Genomic DNA, 19,190 nt, shown 5'->3' on the forward strand with positions numbered 1-19,190 from the left:
TCAGCCGGGAGTGAGCCGGTCCTAAGGCGGGGCCTAATAGGTACCCGTCGAAAGGGAAGCGGGTTAATATTCCCGCGCCCTAGGGGTAGGTGCGGTAACGCAAGCCGGACTCCTGACGGATCTGGGTAGGGTGAGTGGGGCCACCGCCCCACCCAAGCGCTTAAGTCCCTGGAGTGCCGTAATGGTGAGAAGGGGACGAAGGCGTGATGGGGTTCCCTTTTGGGGACTTCACCCGATCCCAGGTCCCCTTGAAAAGGGAGTCCGGAACGATCCCCTAGGACCGTACCGAGAACCGACACTGGTGCCCCTGGGTGAGAAGCCCAAGGCGTCTGGGGGTTAACTCAGGCTAGGGAACTCGGCAAATTAGCCCCGTACCTTCGGTAGAAGGGGTGCCTACTGGGGTCGTAAACCGGCCTCAGTAGGTCGCAGTGACAAGGGGGACCTGACTGTTTAATAAAAACATAGGTCCCCGCTAGCCCGAAAGGGTGTGAACGGGGGCTAAATCCTGGCCACTGGTGGTTGGTGAAACTCGGGTACAACCGAGCGAAGCCCCACTGAAGGCCGGGGGTAACTCTGACCCTCTTAAGGTAGCCAAATGCCTTGCCGGGTAAGTTCCGGCGCGCATGAATGGATCAACGTGGTCCCCACTGTCCCAGCCTGGGGCCCCGTGAACGCCCAGAGTGGGTTCACAGTCCCGCAACTCCCCACACCGAGAGAAGACCCCGTGGAGCTTCACCGCAGCCTGGCGCTGCTCCCCGGGCGCCCATGCGTAGCGTAGGTGGGAGGGGTCGAACCCATCCTTTCGGGGATGGGGGACCCGAAAGTGAAACACCACCCATGGGTGTTCGAGGAGCTTACCTGCCCGTAGGGGCGGGGACAGCGTCAGGTGGGCGGTTCGGCTGGGGCGGCACTCCCGCGAAAAAATAACACGGGAGCCCAAAGGTCGGCTCAGGCGGTACAGAACGCCGCCGTAGAGTGCAAGGGCAAAAGCCGGCTTGACGAGACCCTTCACAGTACGGGGTCTCGACGCGAAAGCGCGGCCTAGCGAACGCTCGTGCCCCCACACGTGGGGGCCGGGCATGACAGAAAAGTTACCCCGGGGATAACAGGGTCGTCGCGGGCGAGAGCTCCCATCGACCCCGCGGTTTGCTACATCGATGTCGGCTCTTCCCACCCTGGGGGTGCAGCTGCCCCCAAGGGTAGGGCTGCCCGCCCGTTAAAGGGGAACGTGAGCTGGGTTTAGACCGTCGCGAGACAGGTCGGACTCTAAGGGTGGGGAGTGCTGGCCGCCTGAGGGGAAGGTACCCCTAGTACGAGAGGAACAGGGTACCGGGGCCTCTAGTTTACCGGTTGTCCGGTAGGGCAGTGCCGGGCAGCCACGCCCTAAGGGGTAACCGCTGAAAGCATCTAAGCGGGAACCCCTCCCCGAAAAGAGGCGGCCATGCGGGGTAACCCGCGAGAGCCCTCCTCTAGAAGAGGGGGTTGATGGGGGCGGGGTGTAAGCTCCAAGGGCGAAAGCCCGAGGAGTTTAGCCCGCGCCTCCCAATCGGGCGAGCCTTCTTGTCGTTGGCGATTCTAGGCGGCCCGGTAAATCCTAAGCCAGCAGAGGGCCCTTGTTAGTTTTGTGCAGGAGGTATTTGATTTAAATCTGTTGTTGGCATTATTATGAGATTTTTATAATTGACTTGCTGGTCGTTGCACTTTATGGGGGAGTTTTTCTAAAACTTACGTTACTCTTTAAGGATTTCTAGCAATAATTTAACAACGACTATACTTTATGTGGTATTTGTAAGCTATCTGGTTTGTCACATCTAGGTCCTTCAAAATTTACATTCTCACTATAGTGGTACGCTAAATTGTAATTCTAAGCTTAAGTATGCGTATAATGAATCTTCATAGTAAAGTATCTTAAGGCATATATAATAAAATGAGGTTATGCCAGAAATGGATGAATAGAGTTAATTTCTGATTACTAATGTATTGTGGACGTATTTGTAAACTACCGTGATTTGGAGTGATGTTTTTCTATATAGGGAATGTAAAAAGTAACGTAATTTTAAAAAACCATAAAAGCAATTTACAAGTGAAAGTGATTTTGATTTCTCTTTAGTATTTAGGGCTAACGTCATTAGTTTGTGGATTTTCTGAAAATTGAGGCTATTCTCTATATCAGGACTATTCATAGAATTATCGTCTAGTTTCCAAATGATACACACACTATTGAGCATTTATCAATGTTTGAGTTTTTGGCAATGTAAGATGGGGTTTAAAGTAAAGATCGACTATATTGTAAAGGGCTTTAATTCTCTTTATATGAGATATAATTGATTGTTAAAGCGAGAAAATTTAAGAAGAACCTCCCATCTCTATCTTGTGAGTTGATTCTTAGCATTTGTCAAGAGTATGAGGAAGATAGAAGATAAGGTTTCACGTAACTGTTCTTTCTATTCTTATAATTTATTTTACTATTTTCGCTTTGTATTTGTAAATTAGGCTGGATATTATCCATGTTAGTGCAAATGTACTTATTACGTAGTATCCTATTGTTTCCCAATACGTATTATTGAGCATTGCTATTTGATCCCAAAATGGACCAGATAAATTGAGTTCTGATTGTAATAAGCCTAGGATTTCAATGGTTCCTATACCTAGTGCTATTAATATTGAAATAAGGGTCATGGTTAGGTTGTACCATAATTTTCTAAGCGGTGATGTGAAAGCCCAGCCGTAGGCAAACCTCATAAATAGACCATCTGCGGTATCTACTAATGACATTCCCAAGGAGAAGAGTATTGGAAATACTAGGATTGTATAGATTGGTATGTGTGTGAATGTTGATGCTAATATTGCAGATACTGATAATATAGCGACTTCTGTTGCTGTGTCAAAGCTTAAGCCAAAAAGGAATCCTATTATGTACATTTGCCATTCTCTTGTTACTATTTTGAATAATTTGCTAAAGTATCTATTCATGAATCCTCTTTTTTGTAGGAGATTTTCAATAATTTTCTCTTTATCCTCGGACTTTATTTTATATATTTTATATAATTCATAGAATACTACTAGATTTAGTATTCCTAAAAGGTAAAGAAAACCTCCACTTATCAGTGTGCCAACTATACTTCCTAAGTTTTCAATTGACGGTATTTGCGATACTACGTATCTTGCAGCTAATATTAGTGAAAGTGAGAGTAAGAGTACTACTGTGGAGTGTCCTAAGGAAAAGAATGTTCCAACGAAAGCTGGGTTTTTACCCTCTTGTAGCATTTTTCTAGTTACGTTGTCTATTGCAGCTAAGTGATCTGCGTCTACTGCATGTCTTAGGCCAAAAGTATAAGATAGAACGCCTATGGTTGTGAAAGTACCTATAAGTTCTCCATTATCTGTTTTTATTGATATATCTCTTTTAGGAAGCGTATATAATAGGAAGAAAAATAGAATTATTGTAAGTATTATATTAGAGATGTAAAAAAGTCCAATTATGGTAATATTTCTATAACCAAATGAGCGGATTGTGTCTTTCAACTTCTTTGACATTTAAGGTATGGATACCCTATCCAATATTTAAATTTTCCTAATTTAGAGTCGTCATGGAAAGATAGAGTATTCAGTATTGTGATATTACTTATGAAAAAGGAGTAGAATATGGAGAAAATCCGTTTATAGGGATAATTTCTTGTAGTGGTTAATGGAGAGTCGCCTTATTGCCATTTGAATGTTAAAAATTAAGATAGGTTCTTTCACTTATTTACCTTATTTAGTTAGATATTGCTTAAATAGTAGCTGACGTTGATGATTGAGATTGCCAATAGCTAAGTATTCTAAAGTGTGCTTTTAGTTTCCAATTAGTTTGTGGGGGTTTTTCAAAACTTACGTTACTTTTTCCAAGTTCTCTTCATAGTAAAGAGAACGTACCAAACCAGATAGTTTCCTCCTACGGTTATTCAACAGTTTGATTGTTAGAGGCATAGCATGCAATGCCTACAAGTACTCCACAAAGCATACGCCAAAACAGCAAAACGCAAAATGATTTCGCATAAACGATACAAGTATAGCATTGTCGCTTCACAAAAATTGTAATTTTCTTTTCAAGTTGCAAGAAAATTTATTAAAAGCTTTTTAACTTAAGTTGCAGTTACATATTATGCTCATTGACGCCGAATGGCTTTACAAAAATTTAAAAGATGTGAAAATTGTTGAAGTTGATTTTAACCCAAAGATTAGTTACTATGAGGGACATATACCATCTGCCGTACTTATAAACTGGAGAGATTTCCTAAACGACTCGTCTAGAGATTTCGCCTCTCCCGAGAAGTTGAGTAAAATATTAGGAAATGCCGGTATAAGTGAAGAGGATTTCGTAGTTCTGTATAGTGATATGAACAATAGGTATGCCTTTTACGCCTATTGGGTTTTAAAGGCTTATGGTCACTCTAACTTGGGCATTCTTAATGGAGGAATCTACAAGTGGTTAAAGGATGGATATCCAATAGAGAGCGATAATGTGATGGTTAAGAAGCGTGAATATAAAGCTAAGAAACCTGATTGGTCTTCAAGGATTTTAGTTTGGGAGCTTCTTTCTAAACTTAGGCAAGTTACTTTAATTGATGCTAGGAGCAGGGAGGAATATGAGGGTCTGGTGACTGCCCCGCCTGAACATAAATGTGAGCAAACTCAGATGAGTGGTCACATTCCTGGGGCAATTAATATACCTTGGACTAGTTTGCTTAATGATGACGAGACTGTCAAATCTAAGGATGAATTAGAGAAGGTGTTTTCGGCAATAGATAAAAGTAAAGAAATTGTGGTCTATTGTAGAACGGGTGCTAGGGCTTCTGTAGTGTGGTATGTTTTGAAAGAGATCCTATCCTATAAAAATGTGAGGCTTTATGACGGTTCATGGGTAGAGTACGGAAATATGGTTGGAGTGCCAGTGGAGTCTTCGAATTCAAAAGATAATCAGAATGAAAGTTAAAGGTATTTAGATGTTTTGTATTTCTATAATACTTAAGTAGTTCTGCAAGAGGAATTTACGAAAAGGATGATAGTCTCTCCTTAAGTAATTTGATAGATGATGCTCCCTATAACTTATGTTGAGGTTTTCAATAGAATCTAAAGCGTGATATAATTCAAAGGTTAATGATGACTCTTGCGAGTACAATTTAAGTAATTCCCTTAAGAGTTCTGAGCATTCTTCTTCAAACACTGTTGTGCCATCTGTTGGAGGTGATAGATCTTCTCTATGTCCTTTCTGATTTCTTCTATTTTTTCTTCTTCTCCTCTATTTGGCTTTTTAATTCGTTTTCTTTTGAACATGAAATAGTCTCACCTTTCAAGTTATTATGGAAACCAATACAATGAGCGTGATTACAATATAAATTATATACCATGTGATAGAACTATTTATAAATGAGGCTGCGAAAATTTTACCAAATCTTCTTATATAATTAGCAAATTTATACATATACTCCCAAAATATGTCTAGTCCATAATATGGAATAAATTTTTCACTTGGTTTCAAAATTTTTCTTAGCATGAGTCTAATATTATTAGCCATTCCAAAGGCAGTATACTCATCTTGATGATCTGCTCCATTATTCCATACTTTAGTTCTTCTTATTTTAGGCTTTCCGAAGGCTATGTATGTTATTAGTGAAAAAATTGATATCAAAACTATAATGTAAAGGGGAGATATTCCGCCGAACGTATTACTATTAGCTTCTGTTATAATTACACTTCTCAGTAGTATTCCATACGAGGATACCGAGGTTCTATATGGGTATAGTAGATAAGGTAATATAAAACCTAGGGTAAAAACTATAATTCCAGATGCTAATATTGGGATTTCCATTGTCTTTTTAGTTTTTAGCTGAGTGCGCTTTAGTACGGAAGTATATGTTGTATATTTAACTAAAAGTGCCGTCGCAAAACCTTCACCCATCGCTATGGTAAACCCTACTGTTATCAGCGCAATAGAGATTATACTATGCAGTAAATATGAGAGCATGAAGAGATCTTCTAATAATAACCAGCTTGCTATACCTCCTAAATTTGGTAATAATCCAGACATTGATGATGCTAATAAGACTAGTCCAATTTCAATGGCTCTTATTTTCTTAGCTTGGGATATGCTTTGATTTTCTTGAAAACCAGATGACAAGAATAGTCCAGTTTTGGCTATCGAATGAGCAAAAGCATATAGAACAACTGTGATAAGAGAAATGTTTTCTATAAATTGAATATTAAGTTGTTTAGTTAGCATATATACACCTAAACCTACTAGTATTGCGCCGTTATTTTCAATTGTACTAAATGCTAGAATTCCCTTTATATTTTCATTTACGTATCCATAAAGGGCTCCAAAAAATACGCTAAATGCTCCAGAAATTAAGATTATTAAAGAGAATAATATTGGAATATTAAATGCTAAAAGAGCTAGTTTCAGTATCCCATAAACTCCCATTAGTGTCATCGTAGAGCTCAATATGGATGATAGATTTGACGGAGCAGTACCGTGAGCAATTGGCAACCACTCCGTAACTAAAAAAGGCATTATTCCCATTTTTATCATGAAACCAATGGTTGCCAGAATTAATGGTAATGGGGTTAATTCTGTGGTAAAGCTTAAAGTGCCAGATATCAGAAATGCAAATAAGATTAAAATTGTACTAAATTCGCCAAATGCCATGAAAATGAATGCTGGTCTATATTCCTTACTTGTTAATCCAATAGCTACATAAGCTGGTATTGTCATTATTTCCCAACCCGCTAAAAATTGGAGATAATTTTGAGAGATTAAGACTAGCACCATTCCTAAGATTGTTAGTGAGAACAAGGGCGAGAGCCATTTCCCGTAGTTATCATAATCTATGGAGAATATTGACGTTAATGCCCATACTAAAGATGAGACAATAGCAAACATAGATAAAATTCCGTTATAGTTATATATAGAGAGAAACAAAAAGGTAATAGAAGCCACTAGGGCTGCTACATATCCAGCTTTTCTATTAAAGAATGATATTAATACGCTTACTGAAAACGGTAATAATGTAATTAAATCAATCGTCATTTTCCTTTTACCTCCCTTAGTGCTTCGAGAATCGTATAGGGATTTGGTGGGCATCCTGGAATCTCGACTACAGAATCTAATGGAATTTTCTCTCCTAGTATTCCTCCTGAAACTGCACATGTTCCTAATAGAATAACTAGTTTAGGTTCTGGCATTGCATCGTAAGCTTTTTCCAATACTTCTCTCATTTTCTCTGTTAGTATCCCCATAACTACTAATGCATCAGCATGTCTAGGGGTATTAGTAAAGAATATTCCAAATCTTGTCATGTCGTATTGCGGTGCTGATATTAGCTTTAATTCTAAATTACACCCTCCACATGTACCTGAATCTATAGGATAAAGGTAAAACGATTTCTTGAAGAAAGTATTAATGGACTTAATTGTATATATCCTAGGGTTCAAGTTTGGTCTGTAATTTGGATAGCATAATCTACAGAATATACATCTTTCTTTTATCCACTTCTCATTTTCTATCGCATTAGTAGGGCAAACTACGTCGCCTTTACCCTCTATTTCAGTGCTCCATTCTGCTATATCTTTAGGCGATTCTTCAGTAAGAATCCCTTTTTTTAGACCCCTTACAAACCACCAATTTTTCATCTTATAATCACCCCTAATTCACTTATCCATATTCCGAAACTCTCAAAATTAAACTGAAAATCTGTAAAAATAGTGTCAATCGCACTTTTTAAAAAATAATTGAGATTAGATGAAGAAGGCGTGAAAACAGATACTGAAGCGATATAACTGTCATTTACTTTCACATAGTATGCTAAATCACCAGAAGGGCTTTCAATTCTTGCTAAACCTTCCCCTTCTTTAGCCTTTATTGGTTCTTTTATATTGCTACTCCCTTTCGGTATTCTATCGCTTAGTTCTATTATAATCTTAGCCGATTCAAGGATCTCATATCCTCTGACAAGGAATCTTCCAAAGGCATCGGCGCTATCAAAAGTTACTGTTTTAAAATTAAATTCATTATATGGCAATATCTCAAGTTCTTTTCTCGCATCGTAGGTAAATCCCGCAGCTCTAGCTACAGGGCCTATACTATTTATATCTCTTATTGTCCCGTTTTGCTGTAGTCTATCAATAAAGATTCTGCTTTCCAGTAAGCCATCAAAGATTGATTTGAACTCCTTAACTATGTTCAATACTTTAAATATATCTTCAAAATTGCACTTTACTTCATTGATTAAGTTTGCACCAAAGAAATATCTATGCCCACACATTCTTCCTATAAGTCTGTTAGTTTCCTCAACTAGATGAAGGAGATGATAGGTCGCTACATTTAGTGATGCAGCTTCGGTCAACCTTGATATTACGAATAAGTGATTTCTGATCCTTTCCAATTCTAGCTCTGCTATTCTTTTTAATTGTGTATGATAGTCTTGATCTAAATTTAAGGCGTCTTCTATAGCAAGTAAGAACGCTATTGTATGAGAGGCAGAAAATGGAGCGTTTATCCTTTCAATTTTGAGGATAGCGTCGTTTATTCTTAATCCCGTTATTCGTATTTCCCTCGTTTTATATGCTTCAGCCCTTATTCCTAATATTCTTTCTCCACTAGTGTTTATATCAAATTTGATTGGCTCTAATAATCCTCCAGCGGAAGGACCATATACGAATTTGAATGTGCCATAAGATAAGTCTTCTTGCGTGAGAGACTGTTCTTGGCAAGTTTCCTCAGTTATTACTTTCTCGTAAAGGCAATAATTCCCTATTATGCCTATTTTTCTTCCTTCACCCTTATTTGACCATCTATAATATTTCATAACGAGACACCCCATACTAATAAGAGTACGCCAATCACAAGCGGAATTATGGATGTGATAAGTGAGATTGTAGAGAGTAATACTGGTTCTTTGTGTATTCTATTTTCAATTTCTTTTCGCGTAAAGGCCATCTTAGTTATATTATAATTTATTGAAACAAATGCAGTAGAAAGAGAAATTATTAGCAGGACTAAGTCTATTATATAACCCTCTTCTATAAGCTTACGTAGTATGAAGAATTCTCCTATAAACGTTGCAAAGGGGGGAGTTCCAGTAACTGCAAGAGACGAGAGAAGTAGTGACGCAGTGGTTACTTTTAACCTACTGTATAGTCCATTTATGTTATTTATTTTCTTCTCTCCTAGTTCTTTTATAACTATTCCGCTTGAGTAAAATGCACCAGCTTTTCCGAATGCATGAGCTATGAGAAGTATGATAGAAGCTTTTGGTTCCCCTATTATTAGCCCAATAAGTGCTAAATTCATATTCTCTATCGTAGAATATGCAAACATTCTCTTGATGTGCCATTGGTAGGTTAATATTATAGATGTTGTTATGATTGATAATATGGCGAATATGAGGAAAATTTCTGTTAACGGATTTATTAGATAAACCATGTATAGTACGTATAATGCTACTGGCAATAACACCCCTGAAAATAAAGCACTTATTGGAGATGGTGCTTCACTATGTGCATCTGGTAGCCAAGTGTACATTGGGAAAATCCCTACTTTCGTTCCAAAACCCACTAATGCTAAGGCCACTGCAAGTTTGGTTAACGTATTATTTTCTGGTCTAGCTAGTATTTCAGTTATAATCAATGTATGGTAATTGAAATATATAAGAATTATTGAGAAAAGAGCTATACTCACGCCTGCAGATACAATAATTATATATCTCCAAGTTGCCTCTAGTGATATTTCAGAGGTTTCCGTAGCTATTAGCAAAGCAGATGTTACAGTAGTAAGTTCTACTCCTACCCACATTAACCCATAGTTATTTACAATTATCGTAAAAATCATGGAGGAGATAAAGAGATTCAGCAAAACATAATATAGTCTTTCACTCACTATAGTGCCCGTTCTTACATAATTAATAGAGTAGATTGAAGACAATAGATAGATTGAGGTTATCATAACTAGGAACAGTGTCGTAAATCTGTTGATGAAAAAGAAACCATTAATTGTAGGTTTAACCAGATAAAGGTATGCACTGATAATTAATGTAATTGAGGCTGATACTATAGTTAATATCTTAATTATTATTGTTTTATTGTGACTAAAAAAGAAGCCTATATTAGCTATAATGGGCGATATTAACAGAAGGTATACTAGGATCATTTAATCACCCCTTTAATTCATCTAATGTAGAGTGTTCTGTCTTTTCCAGTGTTAGGATTGAGGTAACTATCACCAATCCTAAAATATCAAGAAATATGCTTACCTCTATCAAGAAGGGTATTGGCAAGAGCAACACTCCGAAAAGAATTGTTGAATTTTCCTCTTCAATAAACCCTATAAACTGAAAGATAGTACTTTTTCTTGTTATAATCAGAAATAATCCTTGAAATAATAAAATAAAGGAAAAGAGTAATATTGAACTATTGCTAAACTCGACATTCAGACTAATTTTCTCTATAATGAGATAGTATATTATAATAGATGCTGTAGTAAAAAAGGCGAGATTTATTATCAACTCGGAAGCAATTCCCTTAGTAGATTCCCTTAGGCCAAGTTTCTCTTTTAGTCCCCTAAGTAGAAATAATGTTATAAGAAATGATCTGAAAACGACTATCGCGATACCTAAAAATATATAGTCAAAAGACGCTAAAGTGAAACCCATGTAGATGGCGATAGCAGAAATTAAAATAGATTGTATTGCTTGTGCATAAATTGCAGGTTTAAAGTAGGCCTGGCCTTGTACATAAAAGGCCGAAATTAATATGAAGGCAGAAAATAACTCCAAGATTTGTTGAGATATCATTTTTGTCACCCCAATAAAATAGTCAATATTAACGAGAGCAGAGATAAGAGAAACGCTATCGCAAGATAATCTTGAATTTTAAACAATCTTAATTTAGCTAACGTCGTATTTATTATAACGCTTATAGTTATCAAGAGCATCCACTTACCAAACATAACAGCAACGTCAGCTACAGATCCTAGGACTCCAGTTTGGAGAAACCATGGAAAAATGAAAACATTGAGCAGTACTGAGCCAAGAAGATATTGCTTAATGTAAGACCCCCACTTTAATATTGCAAGCAGCTTTCCACTATACTCGTATAGAATTCCATCATCTATCATTCCCATTTCGCTTAATCCTGAGCTCTCTACTGGAAGTTTTCCGGTCTCAAATAGCCATAGCATAAAAAACGAGATTGAAATGAAAATATGATCTAATTGAAAATAGTGAGAAAGATTTTGCGAAACGTAATGCAAAGTAATATAGGGATTATTGGTGCCTGTGATTAAAGCTACTCCAAAGAATACAGTTATCAATGTTGCTTCAGCTAAGAAGTTAAATGACAAAATTCTACTAACTCCTAGTACTACAAAATTACTTCCGCTTTCCAAGGATCCAATTATTTTAAGGAATGAGGCTAGAGAAAATAACAATGCACCACCTAGGAAATCTACCGTAGGGGTAAATAGTATCGGTTCTGGATACACTACTGGAATTACGAAAGAAATTAGTAGATATATGCTGAAGACTAAATACGGGGAATAGACAAATAATAATGACGAGTTGTCTGAAATGACAACTTCCTTTCTTAATAATTTTATTATGTCATAGTATGGTTGTAAGATACTAGGTCCTTTACGTCCTTCTATTACAGCAGTTACTCGCTCAAATATCCCTTGATAAATAGGTGAAATAAATATAGCAACCAATACTTGAATTAGTGTCTCAAATAATATTTGGGCCTCATTTGACGCCATACTTCCATCACCTTAGAGGAAGTAGGCGTCATCAGCCCCTTTCACAAACTCAAGGGGCGGTTCGGGGATAATCCCCCAGGGGGACGCCATCCCCCGCTTCATTGCATAAGCTCCACAAGAATAAGGGAAATTACACCATATTTAAAGTTTTTGTTTGAAATCCAGAGCATGCCCATAGCGTCGTCAAATAGCTAAAAATTTAAGGTAGCTATGCTCTCATTATAGAGAATGAAAAGTGGCATTTATATAAGATATAAAGGGTAAGAATAAATAAATTTAAAAGATAGAAATAATTTAGCCTTCATGACAATACTATGTGCATGTTCAAAATCCGTATAATCTTTCTCTACATGTTTTCTTTCATTATGGTTGAAAGATATGTTTGCAAGAATTAGATGATACTAACTTTCCTCAAATGTAATATCTTAATACGAATTTATATCCTAATTACTCTCATAATTTTAATGAGTAGTTTCTGCTTAAATGTAACTATTATATTAAAGATCTCTTTTTATATAGTAGGTATTTAATGATATATTTTATTTATATTAGGTTTACGTATATTCGTATAAATAGATACGAAGTATCGCAATAGAAGATACTATATTCTGAAAACATGCATAGATAAAGGTCTAATGTCCCTAAAATGCAATATCGTAGGTTTAATTAATTTTATTACTCTATAAAACGAATTTATTCCTTATGCAAATACGCTTAGCCGTTAGGAATAGTTAGAGACTTCGTAATACTTCATAGGTTTATAAGTTCTTATCGTTCTCTAATATTGCGTAGGATTTACGTTTAGTTTACTAGTAGTATATGAAGTAATTTCATTAAATAATATGTAATAGTATAATAATAAGCGAATCCATAATTTCTACTTTATGTGTTTTTCAAAACTTACGTTGCTTTTTTACATTCTCCTCATAGTAAAAAGAACGTTCCAAACCAGATAGTTTACAAATACCCCATAAAGCATGTAATTTCACAACAGTTTTCCCTTGATAATTAATTTCACATTAATGTTCCAAACACGAATTTTCTTAGATTATATGATTGACGTAATTTTAAAAAGTATCAATAATGTTTTGAATTAATAAATTTTTAATTGATAATTGCTATGTTGTAACTAAAGTGAAAATAGGGGAATAATATCGTAACAAACCTCTTATAAACTCATCTAAGATAAGTAATAATTATCATGATAGGTAAGATAATAGTCATATTTGCTATAGTGCTGATAGCGGTGTTTTTAATCACGCATACAAATTTATTTTACCATCCTCAAACTCCAGTTACTAAAGGTGAATATGAAGTAACCACTACTAATGTAGAGAATATAGTATCTTATCAGTTTTCTATAATCTCTAATACTTCAGTTAACTATACGATTCCGCTTAACATGGTCTATGGGAACGTCACAGTTGAAATAACGGGTAAAGGTTCCTATAATTTATCTATTCTTGAAAATTCGTCTTTAGTCTACTCTACTACAGTTAACGGTAACTTTGAAAAATCTTTTACGCTTGGAGGACAAATTAGGTTAGTGTTTTATTCTAAGCAAGGTATAGATGTTAATGTTACGGTAACTGACGCATATTAATCTGCCTTTTTCCCCTTCTTTCATTTCTTTTTTATATAAATTTATTTTTTATAGTTATAATTCTTACTTAAAAGTTTATGTTAATATTCTTGTTAAAACGAGTGAGTATACCTTTTTATTTACCTTTCGTCTTTCTAATTTGTGTACAAGTATTTTGATGCACATTGTCATTACTCTTACTTGAAAAAGAGATATGATGGGTTTTTGATTGCAGCAGTTTCGATGGATTATAACTCCTCATTGGATACGCTGTCCTTAAGAGATAATAATATCTTAGTCGGTGTTGGGATTCATCCGTGGCGTGTTCATGAGGAAAAGTTAGATTCAGTTCTCCCATTAATTTCCAAAGCCGATTTCATAGGCGAAGTTGGTTTAGATTACAGGTTAGCTAAGGCTCCTAAAGAGCTTCAAATCAAGTATTTCGAGGAGCAAATAAAAGCTGGTGAAGGTAAGCTAATTAACGTACATGCATTAGATGCGTGGGAGGACGCGTTTCGTATTCTGATAAAGAACGATGTAAAGAAGGCCATTTTACATTGGTATACTGGACCTAAAGAATTGTTAAAAGACATAGAAGGTGCTGGATATTTTATTTCTATCAATCCATCTGTTTCTTTTCAGAAAAAACATCAGGAAATATTGAGAAATTCCAGTTTGCGTATCTTACTTACTGAAAGTGATGGAGGGTACGAGTATAGGGGTAGGTTATTGGAACCAACTGAAATTCCTAATGCGATATCATTTATGTCAAGATATTTGAATATTGATGAAAATGAGTTATCCAGAATTATAAGAGAGAACTTTTACAAGGCATTTAACTATGTTAAAGGTTAGCATGCTACTTTTATCTACTTCTACTTCTTTAATTGACTCTAAAGGTTATTATATATGGAGGTTATAAAAACAATCTGCCCTTTTTGTGGTGTTGGATGTGGTTTAGATCTTTATGTGGAAAATAACTTCATAATCCGCTCTTCCCCCTCACGAGAGCATATTTTAAGTGGTGGTCATGTTTGCGGAAAGGGAGCTATTGCGTCTGAAGTTACCTATGCTTGGGATAGATTATTATATCCTCTAAAGAGAGTTAAGGATACTTTTATTAGGGTAACATGGGATGTCGCTATTAAAGAAATCTCTAGTAAATTAAAGGAAATTAAGGAAAAATATGGCCCAGAATCTATAGCTTTTTATGGTGGCTGTCAAAATACGCTGGAAGAAGTTTACTCTTTTATGAAGCTAGCAAGAGGCCTAGGTACCAATAATATTGATTCTTGTGCTAGAGTGTGTCATGAACCTTCTGCTATGGCTCTTAAGGAGGCAGTAGGTATTGGAGCCTCTTCTGTAGCGGTTAGCGAAATATTAAACGCTAAAAATGTTGTAATAGCTGGGGAATCAATCACAGAAAGCCATCCCGTAATTTCTCAATATTTAGTTGAGGCTAAAAGAAAAGGTACTAAAATTATCGTTATAGATCCTAGGGTTACTGGTACTGCGAAACTTGCAGACATGCACTTACAAATTAATAGTAGGTCCGATATTTACTTATTCAATGCTGTTGCAAATTATTTGATTTCAAATGGTCTTTTCGATAGGGAATTTGTAGTAAATCGAATAGAGAATTTTGATGAATTTGTGAGATTCATTAAAGGGTTTACGATTGAGGAAGCAGAGAAGGTAACCGGAGTTAGCAAGGATAAGATAATTGAATTTGCTAAAATTATCTCTAGCAAGCCAACAATATTTTCTTGGGGATTAGGTCTAACTCAAACTACTGGTGTAAATGCAGTCAAGGCTTATATCAATTTAGCTTTAATAACAGGTAATATAGGTATTGAAGGAGCAGGCTTACTGGTGTATAGAGGGCAATCTAATGTTCAAGGCTCTGGGGATATTGCAAAGCCAAACGTTTTTCCTAATGGACCTATGACAGAGGATAACGCCAAAGAATTGAGCAAAGTTTGGGGATTCCTCCCTCCACTAAAAGAGGGATTAAGTATAACTGAGGCATTCTTCGGTAATAAGATTAGGGCTATGTTTTTGATGAATTACAATCCAGCTCAAAGTTTACCGAATAGAAATAGGGTTATTAGTTTCTTAAAATCGCTGGATTTACTTGTGGTAATGGATCCATTCATGACAGAAACCGCTAAGTATGCTCATTACGTTTTGCCTACTCCTTTATGGGTTGAGAAAGAAGGCTCTGTTACAAATTTAGATAGACTAGTTAAATGGAGATTTAAGGCGGTTGATTCACCAGGAGAAGTAAAGAGTGAGTTATGGATAATTAAGAGAATTGCAGAGGAATTAGGTTTAAATGGTTTTCATGATGATCCCAAAATAGTTTTTAAGGAAATGAAGGAGGTAGTACGCCTTTATTCTAATTTGACGTTAGACGAAATTATGGATTATTCTTCAAATTCTAGATATCCTAATCACGAAACTGTAATGTATAAGGAGAGGTTCTTAACACCTAGTGGAAAAGCAAAACTGTCTTTAGTTGGGTTTGATAAGTTACAAGGTGAAGGACTAATTCTAATTACAGGCAGGAATGTTACCAGATATAACTCTGATGAATTAATAAAGAGAATTCCTGGATATTCTTCATTTAGCTCTAATCTTTATATTAACCCAATAGACGCTGAGAGCTTAAGTATTGAAGAGGGAGAAATGGTTAAGGTTATATCGAAATGTGGTATGGCGATCTTTAGAGCGAGAATTAGTAATGAGGTTAAGCCGGGTCATGTTTTCGCCTACATGCATGATCCGTATGTTAATAATGTTGTATGTGATGATTTTGATGAGATATCCAAAACCCCAAGATATAAGGCAACAGTTGTAAAGATAGAAAAATTAAGACATAAAATCTAAATTTTTGATGATATAAAGCTCTATAATGTATTCACATTATACTATCAGCTTTCTTCTCTTCCTTTTTTGTCATTGATTATGCTCGGATTTGTGTTGATTAATAGTAGTGAAGTATGATAGTTTACCATAATCTATACGTGGTAATCTGAATTGGAATAAACTATTTTTATTTTTATTGTAGAAGATGTTAATATGAGTGAGATTGCGATTGTTACTGGAGCTTCAAAAGGCATTGGTAGAGCTGTTGCAAAAATTCTTAAAGCAAATAATTATACGGTAATTTCAATTTCTAGGAGTAGGGCAGATATTGGAGATCTTATATATGAGGCTGATGTGAGTGACAAGAGTACGGTTTTCAAGATTGTAAATGAAGTTTTAGAAAAATATGGTAGGATTGATGTACTAGTTAATAACGCTGGTTTTGGCGTATATGGATCTTTTCTTGAAACTGATTTAGATGAAGAGGAATATATGATTAGAACCAATTTCTTGGCCCCAATATATTTCATGAAGGCGGTTCTTCCTCATATGGTATCTAGAAGAAAAGGCAATATCATTAATATAATATCAGAGGCTGCATACGTTTCCACGCCAAAATTAATAGTGTATTCCGGGACTAAAGCAGGGTTAGCAAGTGTTACTAACGGTCTTTGGGCTGAAATGAAGAAGTATAATATTAGAGTTAGTGGAATCTACCCTGGTCCAGTTAGGACTAATTTCACCTCTCATCCTTCATTTAAGAGGAGCAATAGCGATCCGTTTAGTAAGTATGCCGTAGAACCCGAAGAGGTGGCTAATGCAGTTCTAAAGGCAATAAGGACTGGTAAAAGGGAGATTTATGTTCCATCTAAATTAAAACTAGATCCCTATTTCCTTAAACTAGCCAATCTATTTCAGAACTTCACATATGATCTAATCAGCAAATATTTTAGTTAGTAAATTATATATCATAGTTTAGTAGTATCGAGAAAAGTTTATATGTGGAAATATTACTATCTATTCATAATGTCCTCAAACAAGGCTTTAACGAGAGCACAAGCTATCGTTATTGTAGTGATTGTAGTAATAGCAGTAATAGGCGGAGTTATTGGTTATTACTATTCTACTAAACATTCAGCTACTTCCTCGCAGATTACAACTAGTTCTACATCTACACAGAGTAGTGTAAGTAATACTAGCACTGGGTTATCACAAGGAGTTTCGGTTTACGTTGCTGGAGCTTATGTTGCAATACTTAATTATTTGGCTAATCAATTTCAAAATTCTACTGGAATACCAGTCCATGTAGTACCAGGTGGATCTTTTGCACTTGCTTCTCAAATATCTTCTGAGACGCCTGTGCCTGCAAATGTTTTTATCCCAGTAGCGTATATTCAAGCTGTTGAGTTAACTGGTAGTAGAAATCCGGGCTGGGCTATTGCGTTTTTATCTGATCAGATGGCCATAGTGTATTCTAATTATACTACGAGGTCTCCCTATTGGTCCCAACTATATTCAAATTATACAATGGCTATGCAGACTAACAATACCAAGTACTGGTATAATTTCTTCTATTTACTATCTACTAAATTTAGTTTAGGAGTAGCAAATCCAAATACTGATCCAGAAGGATTGTATGCCTACTTGATATTTCAAATAGCAGGTTATCTTTACGCTAATCATAATACGAGCTATTTCGTAGATCTTATTAAGGCAAATCCTAACGTAAAAGTCCAACCTAGTACTGCAAATTACGTTCCCTCATTAAAGTCAGGTACTCTAGATTTTACCTTCTCTTATGTATCTTATGCAGTATCTCAAGGTCTAGAATACTTGAAATTACCGCCATGGCTGAGTTTTGGCTATTATCCCAATGAAACCAATTGGTATAGCCAATTCGCTTACAATATATCTGTAAATGGGAAAACTTTAACAATCCATGGAAATCCAGTATATCTTTTTATAACCGTACCTCTAAATGCCTCAAATACGCAGGTTGCATACGAGTTCATCAATTTCATATTACAGCACGAGAGTGAGCTTTCTAAGTATCAAGTCACTCCAATATATCCTGCGCTACTATTTAACGAGACAAATAATATTCCTCAACCAGTAATTAACCTAGTGAGTTCAGGGGAACTGAGATATGCGGGTAACTTTTCCGAAATTTAGTAGTCTACAAGTAATTTCCTTTTTTCTTTCAATTTTCTTAGCTTTACCCACACTATATTTATTATTTTATGGTTATGGACCATTTTTTGTTAAATCCGTTGCATTCGGTAAATCTTTATTTTACTCAATAGCTTTAACCTTTTTTGCATCTGCCATAGCTATAGCTATAATTGTTTTCTTGTTTACTCCTTTGGCGTATTATCTAGCTCGTCATAAAAATCCAATTATAGAAACTTTGGTGGACGTACCTGCATCAATTCCTCATCCTTTGGTTGGAATTGCGTTAATTTTTATTGATAGTCCTACTAATCCTTTAGGTGCCTTTTTATATTATCATGGCATTGTTTTTTATTATACTTATTTAGGTCTAATATTAGCCCTAATTATAGTTTCTAGCCCCATTTATATTCGTTCTATGCAAAACTTCTTCGAGTCTCTTCCTAGGTCATATGAAATATACGCAATGAGTCTTGGAGCATCGGAATTTAGAGTGTTTATATCTATAGCCTTACCATTATCAGTAAAGGGAATAGTATCTGCGGGGTTGACTTCTATTGCTAGAGCTATAAGTGAGTTTGGATCTGTTGTAATAATAGCTCCGTATGTAACTGGTTGGATATTTAATGGAGCTTATGTGGCCTCTGTCTATATCTATAATGAATTCTTAACTTATTTTAACGCATCTGTTAGTGCGTCAGCATCCCTTTTACTTTTTTCTTTAATATTAATAGTGATAACGAGAATAACAAATCATTTTCTATCAAAATAAATTTCAGATGA

The 19,190-nt window shown here is 36.1% G+C and carries 14 protein-coding genes, 1 rRNA gene and 1 riboswitch (1 of these 16 cut by a window edge); of the genes, 8 read left to right on the forward strand and 7 right to left on the reverse strand.

Annotation, left to right across the window (positions count from 1 at the left end):
• Window positions 1-1,566: ribosomal RNA gene (locus V6M85_RS00890) — 23S ribosomal RNA — on the forward strand (it extends 1,485 nt beyond the left edge of the window).
• A gap of 891 nt (window positions 1,567-2,457) precedes the next feature.
• Here V6M85_RS00890 and V6M85_RS00895 read toward each other — a convergent pair.
• Complete coding sequence (locus tag V6M85_RS00895; protein WP_338601823.1) at window positions 2,458-3,537, reverse strand: HoxN/HupN/NixA family nickel/cobalt transporter; 1,080 nt, start codon at window positions 3,535-3,537, stop codon at window positions 2,458-2,460.
• Between the two features lie 607 nt (window positions 3,538-4,144).
• Between V6M85_RS00895 and V6M85_RS00900 the strand changes: the two genes are divergently transcribed.
• Window positions 4,145-4,975 (forward strand): sulfurtransferase, encoded by an 831-nt coding sequence (locus tag V6M85_RS00900; protein WP_338601826.1) that lies wholly within the window; start codon window positions 4,145-4,147, stop codon window positions 4,973-4,975.
• 357 nt (window positions 4,976-5,332) lie between these two features.
• On the opposite strand, the gene V6M85_RS00905 is transcribed toward V6M85_RS00900, so the two are convergent.
• From V6M85_RS00905 to V6M85_RS00930, 6 genes are read right to left on the reverse strand one after another with little or no spacing between them, the layout of a single operon-like run.
• Window positions 5,333-7,069, reverse strand: coding sequence for a proton-conducting transporter membrane subunit (locus tag V6M85_RS00905; protein ID WP_338601828.1), 1,737 nt, complete (start codon window positions 7,067-7,069; stop codon window positions 5,333-5,335).
• Window positions 7,066-7,671 carry an NADH-quinone oxidoreductase subunit B family protein gene (locus V6M85_RS00910; RefSeq protein WP_338601830.1) on the reverse strand — a complete coding sequence of 202 codons (606 nt, stop codon included), beginning with the start codon at window positions 7,669-7,671 and terminating at the stop codon, window positions 7,066-7,068. Before V6M85_RS00910 ends, V6M85_RS00905 begins: the two co-directional genes overlap by 4 nt.
• Complete coding sequence (locus V6M85_RS00915) at window positions 7,668-8,846, reverse strand: formate hydrogenlyase (RefSeq protein ID WP_338601833.1); 1,179 nt, start codon at window positions 8,844-8,846, stop codon at window positions 7,668-7,670. Before V6M85_RS00915 ends, V6M85_RS00910 begins: the two co-directional genes overlap by 4 nt.
• A complete protein-coding gene (locus tag V6M85_RS00920) occupies window positions 8,843-10,186 on the reverse strand; it encodes a hydrogenase 4 subunit F (RefSeq protein WP_338601834.1) in 1,344 nt (447 codons plus the stop codon). The genes V6M85_RS00915 and V6M85_RS00920 overlap by 4 nt, the downstream gene beginning before the upstream one ends.
• Window positions 10,187-10,190: 4 nt before the next feature.
• Window positions 10,191-10,829 carry a hydrogenase gene (locus tag V6M85_RS00925; RefSeq protein ID WP_338601836.1) on the reverse strand — a complete coding sequence of 213 codons (639 nt, stop codon included), beginning with the start codon at window positions 10,827-10,829 and terminating at the stop codon, window positions 10,191-10,193.
• A 5-nt stretch (window positions 10,830-10,834) separates the two neighbouring features.
• Window positions 10,835-11,788, reverse strand: a complete 954-nt coding sequence (locus tag V6M85_RS00930; protein ID WP_338601838.1) for a respiratory chain complex I subunit 1 family protein — start codon at window positions 11,786-11,788, stop codon at window positions 10,835-10,837.
• A gap of 15 nt (window positions 11,789-11,803) precedes the next feature.
• A riboswitch (Fluoride riboswitch) is annotated at window positions 11,804-11,891 on the reverse strand.
• A 1,098-nt stretch (window positions 11,892-12,989) separates the two neighbouring features.
• Here V6M85_RS00930 and V6M85_RS00935 point away from each other — a divergent pair.
• The 6 genes from V6M85_RS00935 (at window position 12,990) to V6M85_RS00960 (ending at window position 19,179) form a co-directional block, all read left to right on the forward strand.
• On the forward strand, window positions 12,990-13,391 hold the full coding sequence (locus V6M85_RS00935; RefSeq protein WP_338601841.1) for a hypothetical protein: 402 nt from the start codon (window positions 12,990-12,992) through the stop codon (window positions 13,389-13,391).
• A 141-nt stretch (window positions 13,392-13,532) separates the two neighbouring features.
• Window positions 13,533-14,225 carry a TatD family hydrolase gene (locus tag V6M85_RS00940; RefSeq protein ID WP_338601843.1) on the forward strand — a complete coding sequence of 231 codons (693 nt, stop codon included), beginning with the start codon at window positions 13,533-13,535 and terminating at the stop codon, window positions 14,223-14,225.
• Window positions 14,226-14,279: 54 nt separating this feature from the next.
• A complete protein-coding gene (gene fdhF, locus V6M85_RS00945; RefSeq protein ID WP_338601845.1) occupies window positions 14,280-16,259 on the forward strand; it encodes a formate dehydrogenase subunit alpha in 1,980 nt (659 codons plus the stop codon).
• A 192-nt stretch (window positions 16,260-16,451) separates the two neighbouring features.
• On the forward strand, window positions 16,452-17,195 hold the full coding sequence (locus V6M85_RS00950; protein ID WP_338601848.1) for an SDR family oxidoreductase: 744 nt from the start codon (window positions 16,452-16,454) through the stop codon (window positions 17,193-17,195).
• A 69-nt stretch (window positions 17,196-17,264) separates the two neighbouring features.
• On the forward strand, window positions 17,265-18,410 hold the full coding sequence (locus V6M85_RS00955; RefSeq protein ID WP_338601851.1) for an extracellular solute-binding protein: 1,146 nt from the start codon (window positions 17,265-17,267) through the stop codon (window positions 18,408-18,410).
• The gene (locus V6M85_RS00960) at window positions 18,385-19,179 is read left to right on the forward strand and encodes an ABC transporter permease (protein ID WP_338601853.1); all 795 of its coding nucleotides are present in this window, start codon (window positions 18,385-18,387) and stop codon (window positions 19,177-19,179) included. The genes V6M85_RS00955 and V6M85_RS00960 overlap by 26 nt, the downstream gene beginning before the upstream one ends.
• Window positions 19,180-19,190: the final 11 nt, after the last annotated feature.

The sequence above is a fragment of the Sulfolobus tengchongensis genome, from assembly GCF_036967215.1.
GTDB lineage: Archaea > Thermoproteota > Thermoprotei_A > Sulfolobales > Sulfolobaceae > Saccharolobus > Saccharolobus tengchongensis_A.